Source organism: Aequorivita sp. 609, from assembly GCF_014212065.1.
In the GTDB taxonomy this organism is placed as follows: domain Bacteria; phylum Bacteroidota; class Bacteroidia; order Flavobacteriales; family Flavobacteriaceae; genus Aequorivita; species Aequorivita sinensis.
This window is the reverse complement of record NZ_JACJVM010000036.1, coordinates 47,980-66,050: the sequence shown is the minus strand read 5'-3', so window position 1 is coordinate 66,050 and position 18,071 is coordinate 47,980. Positions and strand designations below refer to the sequence as shown.

Annotated in this window: 11 protein-coding genes; 9 read left to right on the top strand and 2 right to left on the bottom strand. The window is 36.1% G+C overall.

What is annotated here, in order from left to right; translation table 11 throughout:
* Positions 1–127: 127 nt before the first annotated feature.
* The gene (locus H4O20_RS12350; RefSeq protein ID WP_185099438.1) at positions 128–1,339 is read left to right on the top strand and encodes an RsmB/NOP family class I SAM-dependent RNA methyltransferase; all 1,212 of its coding nucleotides are present in this window, start codon (positions 128–130) and stop codon (positions 1,337–1,339) included.
* 184 nt (positions 1,340–1,523) lie between these two features.
* Positions 1,524–5,219 (top strand): phosphoribosylformylglycinamidine synthase, encoded by a 3,696-nt coding sequence (purL, locus tag H4O20_RS12345; protein ID WP_185099437.1) that lies wholly within the window; start codon positions 1,524–1,526, stop codon positions 5,217–5,219.
* A 105-nt stretch (positions 5,220–5,324) separates the two neighbouring features.
* Here the strand turns inward: purL and H4O20_RS12340 are convergent, their stop codons facing one another.
* Positions 5,325–8,153 (bottom strand): pitrilysin family protein, encoded by a 2,829-nt coding sequence (locus H4O20_RS12340; protein WP_185099436.1) that lies wholly within the window; start codon positions 8,151–8,153, stop codon positions 5,325–5,327.
* A gap of 254 nt (positions 8,154–8,407) precedes the next feature.
* Here H4O20_RS12340 and H4O20_RS12335 point away from each other — a divergent pair, with 254 nt between their 5' ends.
* The 3 genes from H4O20_RS12335 to H4O20_RS12325 all read left to right on the top strand — a co-directional run bounded on the left by H4O20_RS12335 (position 8,408) and on the right by H4O20_RS12325 (position 11,420).
* A complete protein-coding gene (locus H4O20_RS12335; protein ID WP_185099435.1) occupies positions 8,408–10,189 on the top strand; it encodes a long-chain fatty acid--CoA ligase in 1,782 nt (593 codons plus the stop codon).
* Positions 10,190–10,327: 138 nt separating this feature from the next.
* Positions 10,328–10,654: a multidrug efflux SMR transporter gene (locus H4O20_RS12330; protein WP_185099434.1), complete on the top strand. Its 327-nt coding sequence runs from the start codon at positions 10,328–10,330 to the stop codon at positions 10,652–10,654.
* A 244-nt stretch (positions 10,655–10,898) separates the two neighbouring features.
* Complete coding sequence (locus tag H4O20_RS12325) at positions 10,899–11,420, top strand: DUF488 family protein (RefSeq protein WP_185099433.1); 522 nt, start codon at positions 10,899–10,901, stop codon at positions 11,418–11,420.
* Positions 11,421–11,427: 7 nt separating this feature from the next.
* Here the strand turns inward: H4O20_RS12325 and H4O20_RS12320 are convergent, their stop codons facing one another.
* Positions 11,428–12,906: a polysaccharide deacetylase family protein gene (locus H4O20_RS12320; RefSeq protein WP_185099432.1), complete on the bottom strand. Its 1,479-nt coding sequence runs from the start codon at positions 12,904–12,906 to the stop codon at positions 11,428–11,430.
* Between the two features lie 474 nt (positions 12,907–13,380).
* On the opposite strand from H4O20_RS12320, the gene H4O20_RS12315 reads away from it, so the two are divergent.
* From H4O20_RS12315 to H4O20_RS12300, 4 genes are all read left to right on the top strand, one after another.
* Entirely contained in the window at positions 13,381–13,833 is a 453-nt protein-coding gene (locus H4O20_RS12315; RefSeq protein ID WP_139856415.1) for a MarR family winged helix-turn-helix transcriptional regulator, read from the top strand.
* An 84-nt stretch (positions 13,834–13,917) separates the two neighbouring features.
* Positions 13,918–16,326, top strand: a complete 2,409-nt coding sequence (locus tag H4O20_RS12310; RefSeq protein WP_139856416.1) for a 3-hydroxyacyl-CoA dehydrogenase/enoyl-CoA hydratase family protein — start codon at positions 13,918–13,920, stop codon at positions 16,324–16,326.
* Positions 16,327–16,469: 143 nt separating this feature from the next.
* Positions 16,470–16,829, top strand: a complete 360-nt coding sequence (locus H4O20_RS12305) for a four helix bundle protein (protein WP_139856417.1) — start codon at positions 16,470–16,472, stop codon at positions 16,827–16,829.
* Between the two features lie 38 nt (positions 16,830–16,867).
* A complete protein-coding gene (locus H4O20_RS12300; RefSeq protein WP_139856418.1) occupies positions 16,868–18,058 on the top strand; it encodes an acetyl-CoA C-acyltransferase in 1,191 nt (396 codons plus the stop codon).
* The last annotated feature ends 13 nt before the right edge of the window (positions 18,059–18,071 follow it).

Sequence of the window (18,071 nt, the reverse complement as noted above, 5' to 3'; positions counted from 1 at the left end):
CAAAGAGATACCTTTGCACTCGCAAAAGTTTTCAACTAATTGAAAGCCTTAAAGTCAAGCACAAATTTCAGGAGTAATTTTATTAATTAATCTGGTTTTGTGTTATATAAATTGAATACCCTATTAAATGAAATTACACCGAAACCTAGTATTCGCTACTATTGATTCACTTCACCTTATTTTCAACGAAAATAAACAAGCCGATAAAGTATTAAAAAGCACCTTGAAACGTGATAAACGTTGGGGTGCGCGAGACAGAGCATTTATTGCAGAAACCACTTACGATATTGTAAGGTGGAAACGCCTATATTCAGAAATTGCTGAAGTACGCGAACCTTTTGACCGTCCTAACCTATTTAGACTATTTACTGTTTGGGCAACCTTAAACGGAATTAAAATTCCAGAATGGAAACAATTTGAAGATACTCCTACCCGTCGTATAAAAGGAAGGTTTGACGAACTTTCTAAAATTAGAAAATACCGTGAATCTATTCCAGATTGGATGGATGAGTTAGGGGAAAAAGAATTAGGAAAGAAATGGGATAAGGAAATTGCAGCCTTAAACAAACAAGCCGACGTTGTTTTACGCGTAAATACATTAAAAACTACAGTTGAAGCCTTACAAAATGAATTATGGGACCTTGAAATTGAAACTGAAACAATAAAAGGTTATCCAGATGCTTTAAAACTTAAAGAGCGTTCAAACGTATTTATTACAGATGCTTTTAAAAACGGTTTGTTTGAAGTACAAGATGCTTCTTCACAAAAAGTAGCTGCTATGCTAGACCCAAAACCTGGAATGCGCGTTATTGACGCATGTGCAGGGGCAGGCGGAAAAAGCCTTCATATTGCGACAATGATGGAAAATAAAGGCCAGCTAATTGCAATGGATATTTACGAGAATAAACTTAACGAACTCAAGCGTAGAGCTCGAAGAAACGATATTTTCAATATTGAAACTCGAGTAATTGATTCCACTAAAGTTATAAAGAAGTTGATAGAAAAGGCCGATAAGGTTTTAATTGACGCTCCTTGTTCTGGATTAGGAGTTTTAAGAAGAAACCCTGATGCTAAGTGGAAACTTCAGCCTGAATTTTTAGATAAGATTAGAGCTACTCAAAAGGATTTATTAGAAAGCTACTCTAGAATGGTAAAACCAGGTGGTGATTTAGTTTATGCTACTTGCTCTATCCTGCCTTCAGAAAATGAATTACAAGTGAAAGCATTTTTAGCTAGTGAAGCTGGTAAGGATTTTACGTTATTAAATGAAGAGAGAATCTTGCCTAGCAAAAGTGGTTATGATGGTTTTTACATTTCTTTATTACAAAAGAAGGCATAAAAAAGATTGATTTTATATAAGAAAAGAGCAGGCAAAAGCCTGCTCTTTTCTATTTTACACCTCTAGAACTTCAAAAAATCGAATTGTTGTTAATTAAAAATGATAATTAGAGCATTTTGAAGCTTTTTAGATAAATAGATTATCCTTTAAAATAGTTAACTTTGCAGCTTCAAAATAAAAATAGATGATTCACTTTTTTGGTAACGTAGAAAACGCTGTTTTTGCAGTTCAAACCCACGGAATAATTTCAGAAGAAAATACTAAAAAGCTGGAATGGCTTTTTGGCAATCAGGCTAAGTTAGAGGAATCCGTCCTGTCCACAAACACGTCGGATTTTTTTATTGGTCCTCGCGCAGCTATGATTACTCCTTGGAGTACTAATGCGGTTGAAATCACTCAAAATATGGGGATTGAAGGCGTAATTCGTATAGAGGAATTTCACAACAGTTCAGTTGTAAAAGAGGCTTTCGACCCTATGATTTCTCAAAAATTTCAGGAACTAAATCAAGAGGTTTTTGATATTAACGTGCAACCTGAACCAATTTTAGAAATTGAAAATATTTCTGAATACAATGAAAAAGAAGGTTTAGCGCTAAATGCTGAAGAAGTTGAATACCTAGAAAACTTATCAAAAAAGATAGGTAGAAAGCTTACCGATAGTGAGGTTTTTGGTTTCAGCCAAGTAAATAGTGAGCATTGCCGTCATAAAATTTTCAACGGTGTATTTGAAATAGATGGAAAAGAAATGCCTTCTTCTCTATTCAAACTTATTAAAAAGACCTCATCAGAAAACCCGAACGATATTGTTTCGGCTTATAAAGACAACGTAGCTTTTGTAAAAGGACCTAAGGTAAAACAATGGGCTCCAAAAAGCGCAGATAAACCAGATTGGTACGAAGAAAAAGATTTCGACAGTGTGATTTCATTAAAAGCTGAAACGCACAACTTCCCAACTACAGTAGAGCCTTTTAACGGTGCTGCAACTGGTAGTGGAGGTGAAATTCGCGATCGTTTGGCAGGAGGAAAAGGTTCTTTACCGCTTGCTGGAACAGCGGTTTATATGACTTCTTATTCACGTTTGAACGAAGAAAAGCCTTGGGAAAAAGGAATGGAAGAACGCGATTGGCTTTACCAAACGCCTTTAGATATTTTAATTAAAGCTAGTAATGGAGCTTCCGATTTTGGAAACAAATTCGGTCAGCCATTAATCGCTGGATCTGTTCTTACTTTCGAACACGAAGAAGACGCTCGTAAATTAGGTTTCGATAAAGTGATAATGCTTGCTGGTGGTATCGGTTACGGAAAAGCAAGTCAAGCTATAAAAGACAAGCCTCAAGAAGGTGATAATATTGTAATTTTAGGTGGTGATAACTACCGAATTGGAATGGGTGGTGCTGCAGTTTCATCGGCAGATACAGGTGAATTTAGCAGCGGAATTGAACTTAACGCAATTCAACGTAGTAACCCAGAAATGCAAAAACGCGCTGCCAATGCCATTCGAGCAATGGTAGAAAGCGACCACAATCCAATTGTTTCTATTCACGATCACGGTGCAGGTGGACACTTAAACTGTTTAAGTGAATTAGTTGAAGAAACTGGAGGACGTATAGAAATAAGCAAACTTCCTATTGGCGACCCTACCCTATCCGACAAAGAAATAATGGGGAATGAAAGCCAGGAGCGAATGGGCTTAGTTATTGGTGATAAAGACATTCAAAACCTTAAAAGAGTTGCAGACCGCGAACGCTCTCCTATGTACGAAGTAGGGAAAGTTACAGGCGACCAACGTTTCTGTTTTGAAAACAAAGACGGCAAAAAACCTATGGATTTTGCTCTTGAAGACATGTTTGGTAGCTCACCAAAAACAATAATGAAAGACAAAACCGTAAATAGAAACTATAAAAACTCTGTTTACGAAGCTTCAAAAATAAAAGAGTACGTTACACAAGTTCTTCAATTAGAAGCTGTAGCTTGTAAAGATTGGCTTACCAATAAAGTTGACCGTTGTGTAACTGGTCGTGTTGCAAAACAACAAACCGTAGGACAATTACAATTACCATTAAACAACTGCGGTGTAATGGCTTTAGATTATCAAGGTAAAGAGGGTGTAGCCACTTCTATTGGACATTCTCCGTTAACAGCCTTAATAGACCCTGCTGCAGGATCGCGCAATGCTATTACCGAGTCACTAACCAATATTGTTTGGGCTCCATTAAAAGATGGTTTAAAAAGTGTTTCACTTTCAGCCAACTGGATGTGGCCTTGTAATAACGAAGGTGAAGACGCAAGACTATACGAAGCTGTTAAAGCTGTTTCAGATTTTTCAATTGATTTAGGAATCAATGTTCCAACCGGAAAAGATTCACTTTCAATGAAGCAGAAATACAAAAACGAAGAGGTTATTTCTCCAGGAACTGTAATTATTTCTGCTGCAGGAAACTGTAACGATATTCAAAAAGTAATTGAGCCTGTTCTTCAGAACGGTGGTGGTAGTATTTACTATATCAATGTATCTCAAGACAACTTTAAACTAGGCGGATCTTCTTTTGGACAAATTTTAAACGCTATCGGAAACGAAGCGCCAAATGTAAAAAGTGCTGAATACGTAAAAACCGTTTTCAATACGTTACAAGAACTCATTAAAGAAGGTAAAATTCTTGCTGGACACGATGTTGCTTCAGGTGGATTGATTACTACTTTATTAGAAATGTGCTTTGCCAACGTTAATCTTGGAGCAGATTTAGATCTTTCAAACTTAGGTGAAAGTGATATGGTAAAAGTTCTTTTTGCTGAAAACGCAGGACTTGTAATTCAAGCTTCGGAAGATACTTCAGTTGAAAAACTTCTATCTGAAAACAATATCGATTTCAAAAAGATTGGAACTGTTACAACTAATGAAACCCTAACCATTAAAAATAACAGTGAAGAACTTTCATTCAGCATTCCTGAAATGCGTGATGCTTGGTACGAAACTTCATATTTATTAGACAGAAATCAAAGCGGTATAGAACTAGCTAAAGAACGTTTTGACAATTTTAAAAATCAGCCATTAACTTTCGAATTTCCAAAGAATTTCACAGGCAACCTCTCGACTGCGCTCGAGGAGACAATGTCAGGTCGAGCGCAGTCGAGACCCAAGGCAGCTGTAATCCGTGAAAAAGGAAGTAACAGTGAGCGCGAAATGGCTTATATGATGCACTTGGCAGGATTTGATGTAAAAGATGTGCATATGACCGATCTTATTGAAGGTCGTGAAGATCTTGAGGATATAAAATTCTTAGTTGCTGTTGGTGGATTTAGTAACAGTGATGTTTTAGGAAGTGCTAAAGGTTGGGCTGGAGCTTTCCTTTACAACGAAAAAGCGAATAAAGCATTAAAGAATTTCTTTGCTAAAGACGATACATTATCCTTAGGTGTTTGTAACGGATGCCAGTTATTTGTGGAGTTAGGATTACTTAATCCTGAAGATGAAGAAAAACCAAAAATGCTTCATAACGATACCAATAAATTTGAATGTGTGTTTACTTCGGTAAAAATTCAGGAGAATAATTCTGTGATGTTATCTTCAATGGCAGGAAGCACATTAGGAATTTGGTCGGCTCACGGGGAAGGAAAATTCAGTTTCCCAAAAGAGGAAAGCCACTACAATATTGTTGCAAAATACGGTTATGATAAATTGCCATCAAATCCAAACGGAAGTGATTTCAACACTGCTATGATGACTGATAAAACAGGTCGCCATTTAGTAATGATGCCTCACTTAGAGCGTTCTACGTTCCCTTGGAACTGGGCATATTACCCACAAGATAGAAAGGATGACAAAGTTTCTCCTTGGGTTGAAGCCTTAGTTAATGCAAGAAAATGGATTGAAAAGAAATAGATCTATTCTATAAATAATAAAAAACCGTTTACATAAAATTTGTAAACGGTTTTTTCATTTATAAAAGTAACTACAAGTTATTTTCTCGTAGTTATCAATTTTTAATTACTTATTCAAAAGCACTGGTTTTCCTAATCCTAGTTGGTCTAGTTTAACCAATTGAGTTGCTGCATCGCCAACTATTACATATATCATTCTATCTGGACGAATGTATTTTTCTGCTAATGCTTTAACTTCTTCTACTGTCAACGCTTTTACAGTTGCTTCGCGTTGTTTTGCATAATCAACTGGGTAATTGTAGTTGCTAATATTTGAAAGCATAGACAGCTTGCTATTTAATGTTTCAAAAGCTCTTGCTCCGCTTTTTAGCATATAGCCTTTGGTAATTTCCAAATCATTTTCATTGAAATTCTTTCCATAGTTTTCTAAAATCTCTTTTATTAAGGCTGTGGACTCATAGGTAACGTTAGAGCGAACACCACTGCTTATCATAAACGTCCCTTCAATACTTGAACCTGTAAATCCAGAACGAACACCATAAGTGTAACCCTTACCTTCGCGTAATTCTTGAGTAAGTTGCGACGCAAAACCACCACCGCCTAATCGGTAATTCATAAGGCTAGCAGGATAAAAATCTGCGTGTGTAGCAGCTATAGCTGGGTAACCAAAATTAAGAACAGATTGTTTCGCTCCTGGGAAATCATAAAAATAAATTTTTGAAGTTTCAGGGTGTTTAATTTCAGCTATTTCAGGAAACGATACTTCTTTTGATGCCCACTTATCATTTAATGACGTTAGCGAGCGTGAAACCTCAGCTTGTGACACAGCACCCACTATGTGAAATTTAGTAATGTTTGGCGAGAAATATGTGTTGTAATATGTTTTTAAATCATCTAAAGTAATAGCCTCTACAGACTCCTTAGTTCCAAAATTGTCGTGCGATAAGATATTGCTTTCACCGTAAATCAACTTGTCAAATTCAATACCTGCAATACTATTTGGATTGGCTTTTTGACGTTCAATTTGACTTAGAACACTTTGCTTTTGAAGTTCAAATTCCTTTTCATCCCATCTTGGCTGAAGTAGAACTTCTTCAATAAGACTCATCGTTTTATCATAATTCTTAGCCAATGTATTTCCATAAATCATAATAGCTTCTTTTGTAGCTACAGTATTTATAGTTGCCCCGAGACTTTCAATTGCATTTTCTAGCTCTTCAGGAGTTTTAGTAGCAGTTCCTTGAGTCATGAGACTTGCTAGTAAATTTGAAACACCAATTTTTTCTGAATTTTCTAAAAGCATTCCGCCATCAAGTTGAATTCTGTACTGCACCAAAGGCACTTCATTGTTTTCTATTCCAAATAATTTAATACCTGAAGACAATTCGTCTTTCCATACTTCTGGAACTTTCACATCTGGACTTTCACCATAAGGAGGCTCCACACTTCTGTCAAAGCTTGAAGGTGTTTTTTCATATTCCGCAACTACGCTTGAATCAAAACTTTCTTCAGCACCTTCAACAATTGGCTCTTCCACTACATCTGCTAATTTAGAATCTATTAGAGCTAGAGCCTTCTGATTTTTAGGAACAAAGCTCGTTGCCACATAATTCTTACCTTTAATATATTGGTTGTACACACGCATTACATCATCAGGCGTAACTGCAAGAATGTTTTTCACATCTTGATTTACAAATCCAGGGTCTCCTGCAAATATTTCATATTGAGCTAACTGGAATCCCTTTCCTAATACACTTGAAAGTCCTTGATAAAAAGCAGTTTCCTGCCCTGCTTTAATTCTATTTAAATCGGCTTCAGAAATCCCTTCAGCTTCAAACTTTTTTAATCCTTCTTCAATTCCATTTAAAACTTCTTGCAAGTTTGTATCTGGAAATGCTGTAACCTGCATCATAAACTGACCCGCAATTTCAGAGTTGTATTGATAACTATCCACTTCGTCGGTTAGCTTCATATTTTCTACTAGCGTTTGGTATAAAGGTGCTTTTTTACCTTTTGCTAAATAGGTTGCCAAAACCTCTAGGGCATACGAATCTGGATGATATTGGTAGACCCCTGGCCAAGTAAGCGTTAATTGAGGTACACGGGCAAAGTTATCTTCGTAATACAGCTTTTTAGTTTCAGAAAGCGTAACAGGCTTCTTTTCCATTTTAGGAATATCCTCGCCGCGTTTAATTTCACTAAAATATTTATCTACCCATTTTTTTGCTTGATCAACATCAATATCTCCAGCAATGGTAAGCGTTACGTTATTCGGCACGTACCAACGGTTATAGAAGTCTTTTACATCCTCAAGTGTTGCATTTTGAAGATCTTCCAAAGACCCGATTACCTCCCAACTATAAGGATGCCCTTCTGGATAAAGGTTTTTATGAATCACGTAAAAATTATGACCATAAGGAGCGTTGTCTACTCTTTGGCGTTTTTCATTTTTCACCACTTGCTTTTCTTTTGCCAAGACTTGTTCTGTAACTGTATTGATAAAGAATCCAAGTTTATCAGCTTCTGCCCAAATCATTTTTTCTAAAGCGTCTTTCGGCACGGTTTGGAAATAATTTGTTCTATCTCTACTAGTAGAACCATTTGCGCCAGAACCCCCAATACGAGCACTCAATTTATCAAGTCCGCCTTTTCCTAGGTTTTCTGATTCTAAGAAAAGTAAATGCTCGAATAAATGTGCAAAACCAGTTCTACCTTCAATTTCTCTAGCTGAACCTACGTGACTTGTTAAGGCTACTGCCACCACAGGGTCTGAACGGTCTATATGAAAGATAACTTGTAAACCGTTATCTAGAGTGTACGTTTCGAAATCGACTTTAAATTCCTTGTTTTCAGAAACTTTTTCTTGAGCATTATCGCAGGAAATAAAAAGGGTTAAACAAAATAAATTAAGAGCTAAATATTTAAAAAGCTTCATAGTTCAATAAATTAGAATTTGTGAGATATCAATCGTAGTTCGTTAAATTATCTCGGCGATTATTATTATAATAGATTCAGTTTTTATGTTGTAAAAATTTGAAATAACTTAGCAAACAAAGAATCCGCTAAGATAGTAATAAACCAACTGCTTCGATTTATAGATTTTTTTTTTATAATTATATTTACTTTGAAAATAGTAAATATGGAATATCGAATAATTTCACTATTTTGCACATACAATAATTCTACACTATGACTGATCCAAAAAGACTTTTTGATTTCCCATATTATCAACTTAAACAATACCCTCAAGAAAATGCACTTGTTACTAAGTATAATGGAGTATGGAAATCAACTTCTACACAAGAATATATCGATAAAGCAAATGCTATAAGCCGTGCTTTAATAAAAATGGGAGTTCAACCAAATGACAAGGTTGCGCTTATATCTTCTACCAACAGAACAGAGTGGAATATATGCGATATCGGTATTATGCAAACTGGGGCGCAAGATGTTCCAATTTACCCAACTATTTCTGAAGACGAATATGAATACGTTTTAAATCATAGTGAATCTGTTTATTGTTTTGTTTCAGATGAAGAGGTATACAACAAAGTGATGGCCATAAAAAACAATGTTCCTAAACTGAAAGAAGTCTATACTTTTAATGACATTAAAGGAGCAAAAAATTGGTCGGAAGTACTTGAAGCCGGAAAAGATGAAAGCAATCAAGATGAATTAGATAAAAGAAAAGCGGCAATTGATGAAAATGATCTTGCTACCTTAATATATACATCTGGAACTACAGGAAAACCTAAAGGTGTAATGCTTTCTCACAAAAATATTGCGAGTAACGCTAAATTTAGTTCGGAGCGTCTTCCTATTGTAATGGGAAAATCTAAAGGACTTAGCTTTTTACCCGTATGTCACGTTTACGAAAGAATGTTACACTATATGTATCAGTATTGTGGTGTAGAACTATATTTTGCTGAATCGCTTGAAACGATTAGTGAGAATTTAAATGAAGTAAAACCGGAGGTAATGACGGCTGTTCCTCGTGTACTTGAAAAAGTTTACGATAAAATTTACACCAAAGGAACTGAACTAACTGGAATTAAAAAGAAATTATTCTTCTGGGCTATAGACCTAGGGTTAAAATATGAACCATACGGCGAGAATGGCTGGTGGTACGAATCACAACTTAAACTTGCAAACAAGTTAATCTTCAGCAAATGGAGGGAGGCTTTAGGAGGTAATATAAAGGCTATTGCTTCAGGTAGTGCTCCATTACAACCAAGACTTGCACGTGTATTTAACGCGGCTCAAATTCCGGTAATGGAGGGTTACGGACTTACCGAAACTTCTCCCGTGGTAGCAGTAAACGATATGCGAAATAAAGGTTTTAAAATAGGAACCGTTGGGAGACCATTAAGAGAAACTGAAGTAAAAATCGCAGAAGACGGTGAGATTCTAGTTAAAGGTCCTCAAGTAATGTTAGGGTATTTTAAAAATGAAGAAGAAACTGAAAAAGTAATGGAAGGCGGGTACTTCCACACTGGAGATATAGGCGAAATTGATAGCGAAGGATTCCTTAAGATTACCGACCGTAAAAAGGAAATGTTTAAAACGAGTGGTGGGAAATATATCGCTCCACAAATTATTGAAAACGAAATGAAACAGTCTCGTTTCATTGAACAAATAATGGTGATTGGTGAAGGTGAAAAAATGCCTGCAGCCTTAATCCAGCCCGACTTTGATTTTATTCGAGAATGGGGAAAACTTAAAAATCACAACCTTCCAGCAGACAATAAGGAGTTGGTAAATAACAAAGAAGTAATTGCTCGTATTCAAGAAGAAGTAGATCTTTTTAATGAGCGTTTTGGGAAGTGGGAAAGAGTGAAAAGGTTCGAAATGACTCCTGATGTGTGGAGCATAGAAGACGGACAGTTAACACCCACAATGAAGATGAAGCGTAAAGTTATTAAAGCGCAGTATAAAGATCTTTATGATAAAATCTATGAGCATACTTCATAATTTTATTTTCTAAATTTTCGAGTTTAAACACTCTCTAAATCTGACAAAGTTTATCGTAACTCATTAGTGATAATAATGATTGATAAACTTTGTCAGACTTTTTTTAATACATTTGATTTTATTAACTCATCGTACAATATGAATTGGATCCTACTTATTATAGGTGGTCTATTTGAGGTTGGTTTTGCGGCTTGCTTAGGAAAAGTAAATGAAACTACAGGCCTAGAATCTAGGCTTTGGTTTCTTGGCTTTCTAGTTAGTTTAGCCATAAGTATGTTTCTACTTATTCAAGCAACGAAAACCTTGCCTATTGGAACAGCCTATGCCGTTTGGACTGGAATTGGAGCAGTGGGAACTGTACTTGTAGGCATCTTCTATTTTAATGAACCCGCTACATTCTGGCGTGTATTTTTCCTTTCTACTTTAATATTATCAATTGTAGGTTTAAAGTTTGTAACGAACTAAAGTATACACCTTAATTTACAACAGCAACAATCTGCCAATGTCTTCGAAAACCCGACCTGCAAGGCGTCGCCGAAGGCCTCTTTGTAGGTCCTAAAGCCACCTAAACAGAAAAACATCCTGTTATTGCATCCGTTCTAACCATAAAATCATAACTCTACCCTAATAAACTTTCGTTAAACCGATTGTTTTCTTTCTTCCCTCCTTCTCTATTTCTTACATTTAATAGTAATATATTATTATAATAATGAATACTATTTGGACCATCGGACACTCAACCCGTACGTTCGACGAATTTTTAAAATTGTTGCAATCCTTCAAAATAAAATCTCTCGTCGATGTTCGGCATTATCCTGGTTCTCGAAAATTCCCACAATTTAATAAGGACAGCTTAGAAAAATCACTTCCCGAAAACAACATAGAATACACGCATCTCATTGATTTAGGCGGACGTAGAAAACCAAATTCCAATTCCAAAAACGATGCTTGGCGATTAGATTCTTTTAAGGGATATGCAGATTATATGGCAACCGAAGATTTTAAACAAGCTCTTAACACTTTAAAAGAAATTGCCGCAGAAAAGCAGACAGCAATAATGTGTGCCGAAGCTGTTTGGTGGAGCTGTCACCGCTCATTAATTTCCGACATCTTAAAAGTTGATGGATGGGAAGTACTACATATAATGAGCGAAAACAAAGCTACTGAACATCCCTACACGGCTCCCGCAAGAATAGTGGATGGAAAACTGAATTACTCAAAAAAAGATTAATAATTAATTATTGTCTTCGGCTATAGGTTTTACCATTTACAAGTTCTTTCCCTGCAAAAAGGTTGTCTATAGTAACTAGGTGATATCCTTTTGATTTAAGATTAGAAATTACATCTGGCATTGCTTCAACGGTTGTTTTATGAATATCGTGAGCTAAAACAATTCCATTTATATCGGCTTCACTTATTCTTTGTGCGACAGTTTCGGCATTGCGGTCTTTCCAATCTAGTGGGTCTAAGTTCCACAAGATGATTGGCATATTCGCTTTGGTTTTTACAATGTCGTTAAACGAACCGTAAGGAGGACGCATAACATTTACTTCTTCTCCTGTGATATTTAAAATCACATCATTGGTTTTAATTATTTGGTTTACTATTTCTTCATCAGACAGTTTTTTTAAATCCTTATGGTCCCAACTGTGATTTCCTATCTGATGTCCTTCCTTATAAGCTCTTAATAAAGTGTTTTTTTGAACTTTTGCCGATTTTCCCAAAACGAAAAACGTAGCCTTCACATCGTGCTTTTTAAGAATATCTAAAAGTTGCGTTGTGTGCGTTGCTGGTCCGTCGTCAAAAGTAATTGCTATACAAGGCTCCTTACTGCAATCAATCTTATATGTTTTTGGAGAAGATTGGTCGGTATCAATTGATGTAGTGGATGTATCTTCTTCTTGTGTTTGCGGTTGAATGTGAAAAATATACTGATACTTTTTAGCTACTAAGTGTTTATATGTTTCTGGAGCAAGTTTAATTTCAATATTTCCATGATTTCCCGAAGCAACCTGATACTTATCAAAATATATTGTCAAGTTTCCCGATTTATCCCAACTAAAAGCGTGATAATTTTTATCGTTTGCTTTTGTACCCTCGCCAATCATTTCTTGGCTATTTTTCCAAAGTACTTTTTTATCATCATCGGTAAGCTCTTGCATTGATCTTATTTTCTCTCTTAAAATCTCACTTGTTTTCGATTTAACAACTTCAGCTAGTTTATCAAAATTATCCTTTGGAGAAAAGATAGTTGAGAATTCAAGTTTCTTTTTTTCTTTTATATCATATATATGAGTGAAGTATTGAGAATTATAATTGTTTCCGTATGAAGTGTAACGCTCAATTAAAAAAGCTATAATAGAAGGTGTGCTTTCTATAATTTCAAAATGCTGACCAAAATCTAGTCCTGCTACTGCGTTTTCATTTACATCCTTAGCTGCGTCTTTAAATTCTGTTAAATACGACTGCGCAAATTCCTCTTCATTTTTATTGATGAAACCATACACCGTACTTGGATAAGACAAGTGAAACTTATTTTTATCGTTTGAAGTATCCGAGCCTATCTGAATGTTTTTTACTTGAATACTATCTGTTAAGTTTTCTACGCTTTCTTCAAGAGTTACAGTTGAAGGCTTTTGAATTTCATCCTTTTTAGAATTGTCTTTACAACTATAGATAATTGCTGAAAGCATGAATACGTATACTATTTTTTTCATAATTCTTAATCTATTTGCGTTAACACTTAAAGTCTATAAATATCCATTTAATAATCAAGATTCAAAGTTATATCATTTGTCCAAACCCTTTTTAGCTCTTTGTTAAATCTTAACACACTAATGCAGCTCTAATGTTTTCACCGAATAATTTCAATTGAATTGAATCCTGTCTATGTGATTATTAAATATCGGACCCGAAAAAGTATTGGTAAAATTTTTTTTTGATTTTTGACTCACTTATATATAAGTACTTTTTTATAAATAATCATACCTAGGCTAAGCGTTTAAAAACCCTAAAATGGCTCCCGAGGGATTTTGCAGCTGTCATTTTATGAATGAAATTGATACATTTTAAGCTACAAAACTATACCGAGGCTCTCACTCCCAACTTATTATAAAAAAACTATTAAATTTACTATGCGTGCATAATAAATTTTTTGTATCTTTGGTATTATACTTTTTTCAATATCCTCAATGCAAGAAAAAACAAAAGAGAAAACCATAGATTATGTTTTGCGTTCCACTTGGATGAATGTTACTAAAATGTACAATGAGGAAGCAGGAAAAAAAGGGAGTACTATGGCAACCGGGTTTGCTTTAATTAGTATAGATCCTGAGAATGGCACACCTAGTACTGCTTTAGGGCCAAAGATGGGAATGGAAGCTACAAGTCTGTCACGCACTTTAAAAGCAATGGAATCAAAAGGACTAATTGAACGAAAACCAAATCCAGAAGATGGACGTGGGGTTTTAATTCATCTAACGCCATTTGGTAAAGAAATGCGAAGTTTTTCAAAAGATGTAGTCTTTGGCTTTGATAAAGCTGTAAGAGAAAATGTTTCAGAAGAAGATTTACAGACTTTTAGGAAAGTAGCAAAAACAATTAACGACTTAATCAGCTCCAAAAAGGTTTATGATTCAGTTTAAAATCAAAAAAAATAAATAATTCCGAATTAGGACTTCAGTTTTCTTAATTCAGAAATCATAATTCATAACTCATAATATAAAGAGATGTCAAAAAGAAGAATTAACAAAGTAGCGGTAATCGGTTCCGGAATTATGGGAAGCGGTATAGCATGCCATTTCGCCAATATTGGTGTAGAGGTGCTATTGCTCGATATTGTTCCGCGTGAGCTTAATGATGCCGAAAAGAAAAAAGGGCTTACTCTAGAAGATAAGGTGGTAAGAAACAGAATTGTAAACACAGATTTACAAAAAGCTATTAAAAGCAACCCTGCCCCACTCTATCACAAAGATTTTGCTAAACGTATTACTACAGGAAACTTAGAAGATGATATTGCTAAGGTAAAAACTGCCGATTGGATTATTGAAGTAGTAGTAGAACGTCTTGATATCAAGAAACAAGTTTTCGAAAATCTAGATAAGCACAGAAAACCAGGAACCCTTATTACTTCAAACACTTCTGGTATTCCTATTAAGTTTATGAGCGAAGGTCGTAGTGAAGATTTCCAAAAGCATTTCTGCGGAACGCACTTCTTTAATCCACCACGTTACTTAAAACTTTTTGAAATCATCCCAGGACCTAAAACTTCACCTGAAGTATTAGAATTCTTAAATGGTTACGGTGAAAAGTTCCTTGGAAAAACTACTGTAGTAGCTAAAGACACTCCTGCGTTTATTGGAAACAGAATTGGAATCTTCGGAATTCAAAGTCTTTTCCACCAAGTGAAGGAAATGGGACTTACTGTTGAAGAGGTTGATAAACTAACCGGTCCAGTAATTGGTCGTCCAAAATCGGCTACTTTTAGAACTGTTGACGTTGTTGGTCTTGATACTTTAGTACACGTAGCTAAAGGTATTCACGAGAATGCCCCGGAAGACGAAGAACACGGAATCTTCCAAATTCCAGGTTTTATCGATACCATGATGGAAAAGAAATGGCTTGGAAGTAAAAGCGGACAAGGTTTCTATAAAAAAGTAAAAGACGAAAAAGGAAATAGTGAAATTCTTTCGTTAGACCTAGACACTTTAGAGTACAGAAAGAGTAAAAAAGCATCATTTGCAACTCTAGAAAAAACGAAATCGGTTGGTACTGTAACCGATCGTTTCCCAATTCTTATTGCAGGGGAAGATAAAGCTGGCGAATTCTACCGTAAGAACTTCGCAGCAATGTTTGCTTATGTTTCAAAAAGAATTCCTGAAATCACCGACGAACTTTACAAGATTGACGATGCTATGAAAGCAGGTTTTGGATGGGACAATGGTCCTTTCGAAATTTGGGATGCCGTAGGTGTTAAAAAAGGAATTGAATTAATTAAAGATTTAGGAAAAGAACCAGCAGCTTGGGTAAACGAAATGCTTGAAGCTGGGGTAGATTCTTTCTATACCGTAAAAGAAGGGAATACATATTACTACGATATCCCTCAGAAAAAACACTTAAAAGTACCTGGTCAGGATTCATTTATTATTCTAGACAACATTCGTAAGACCTCAGAAGTTTTCAAAAATAGCGGGGTTGTAGTTGAAGATCTTGGCGATGGTATCTTAAATGTGGAATTCACTAGTAAAATGAACGCTGTAGGAGGCGATGTATTAGCTGGAATTAATAAAGCGATAGACATTGCTGAAAAAGATTTCGACGGTTTGGTGATTGCCAATCAAGGGAAAAACTTCTCTGTTGGGGCGAATATCGGGATGATCTTTATGATGGCTGTAGAACAAGAATACGACGAATTGAATGCTGCTGTTAAGTATTTCCAAGATACAAGCATGCGCCTTCGTTACTCTTCTATTCCAGTAGTAGTGGCACCACACGGAATGACTTTAGGGGGTGGATGTGAATTTACACTTCACGCCGATAAAGTTGTTGCAGCTGCAGAGAGTTATATTGGTTTAGTAGAATTTGGCGTTGGGGTGATTCCTGGCGGTGGAGGTTCTAAAGAAATGGCGCTTAGAGCAAGTGATACATTCCATAAGGGAGATGTTGAGCTTAACCGACTTCAGGATTATTTCTTGACTATCGGAATGGCAAAAGTATCCACTTCGGCTTATGAAGCGTTTGATACTGGAATTCTTCAGAAAGGAAAAGACATTGTAGTTGTAAACCAAAGCCGACAAATTGCGGCAGCAAAAGCAACGGCACGTTTTATGGCTGATCAAGGATATACTAAGCCAATTCCAAGAACAGATATTAAAGTACTCGGAAAGCAAGCCATGGGAATGTTCCTTGTTGGAACCGACCAAATGTACGCTGGAAAATACATTAGTGAGCACGATAAGAAGATTGCAAACAAATTGGCATACGTTATGGCAGGTGGCGATTTAAGTGAAGCGAGCTATGTAAGCGAGCAATACTTACTAGACCTTGAAAGAGAAGCATTCTTAAGTTTAACCGGAGAAAGAAAAACCCTAGAAAGATTGCAGCACATGATTCAGAAGGGGAAGCCGCTTAGAAATTAGAAACTAGACTTGAGAAGTGAGATGTGAGACTTGAGACTTGAGACTTGAGACTTGAGACTTGAGACAAAGTAATTAAATATCAACTAAATAGTTATTTTTATTAGAATCTTAAATCACATGTCTAATCTTCAAATCTAAGTGTCATGCACAATTTTCAAGAGTTAAAAATCTGGCAAAAATCGATGGATATAGCGGAACAAACTTATCGGATAACAACTAAATTTCCTAAAGAAGAGAAATATGGCTTAACAAGTCAAGTTAGACGAAGTGCGATTTCCGTACCATCCAATATAGCTGAAGGAGCAGGAAGAAATACTGATGGAGAGTTTAAAAACTTTTTGGGTATTGCAAATGGATCATCAAATGAATTGTTTACACAACTAGTTCTTTCCCACCGGCTTGAATTAGTTTCAGAAAATACAGTAAAACCTATTTTAAATGAATTAATTGAGATACAAAAAATGAATTATACTTTGATAAAGAAATTTTCAAAGAAAATTTAAAGATTCTTATATCTCATGTCTAAAATCTAAAATCTATTATGAAAACAGCATATATAGTAAAAGCATACAGAACCGCGGTGGGGAAAGCGCCTCGTGGGGTATTCCGCTTTAAGCGTCCAGACGAATTGGCGGCGGAGACCATTAAGTATATTATGAACGAATTACCGCAACTCGACAAAAAGCGAATTGACGACGTAATTGTTGGTAACGCAATGCCAGAAGCCGAACAAGGCCTTAACGTAGGTCGGTTAGTTTCGTTAATGGGATTGGATATAGTGGACATTCCTGGAATGACAGTAAACAGATACTGCGCCTCGGGATTAGAAACTATCTCTATTGCCGCTGCTAAAATCCAGAATGGAATGGCAGATTGTATCATCGCTGGTGGTGCAGAAAGTATGAGCTATATCCCAATGGGAGGATATAAGCCTGTTCCAGATTATCAAGTTGCGAAAGAAGGTAAGGAAGACTACTACTGGAATATGGGACTAACAGCAGAAGCTGTTGCTAAAAAATACAACGTTTCGCGCGAAGACCAAGATGAATTTGCATACACGAGTCAGATGCGTGCTTTAAAAGCACAAGATGAAAATCGTTTTCAAGATCAGATTGTTCCTATTGAAGTAGAACACACTTATGTAAACGAAAACGGGAAAAAAGTTACTGAATCGTATACTGTAAATAAAGATGAAGGACCTAGAAAAGGAACTAATATAGAAGCTCTATCAAAACTACGTCCTGTATTTGCCAATGGCGGTAGTGTAACAGCTGGTAACTCATCGCAGATGAGTGATGGTGCTGCTTTTGCAGTAGTTATGAGCGAAGAAATGGTGAAAGAATTAAACCTTGAGCCAATTGCAAGAATGGTAAGCTATGCGGCTGTTGGTGTAGAACCTAGTATTATGGGTATAGGGCCATTATACGCTATCCCAAAAGCACTGAAACAAGCGGGGCTAAAACAAGATCAGTTAGCGCTAATCGAATTAAACGAAGCCTTTGCTTCACAGTCATTAGCAGTAATACGCGGATTAGATTTAGACAAGGAAATTGTAAACGTAAATGGTGGAGCGATTGCTTTAGGTCACCCACTAGGTTGTACTGGAGCCAAGCTTTCTGTGCAATTATTTGACGAAATGCGCAAACGTGACCTACAAGGCAAATACGGAATGGTAACTATGTGTGTAGGAACCGGACAAGGAGCTGCTGGGGTTTATGAGTTTCTTAAATAATGACTTAAGACAA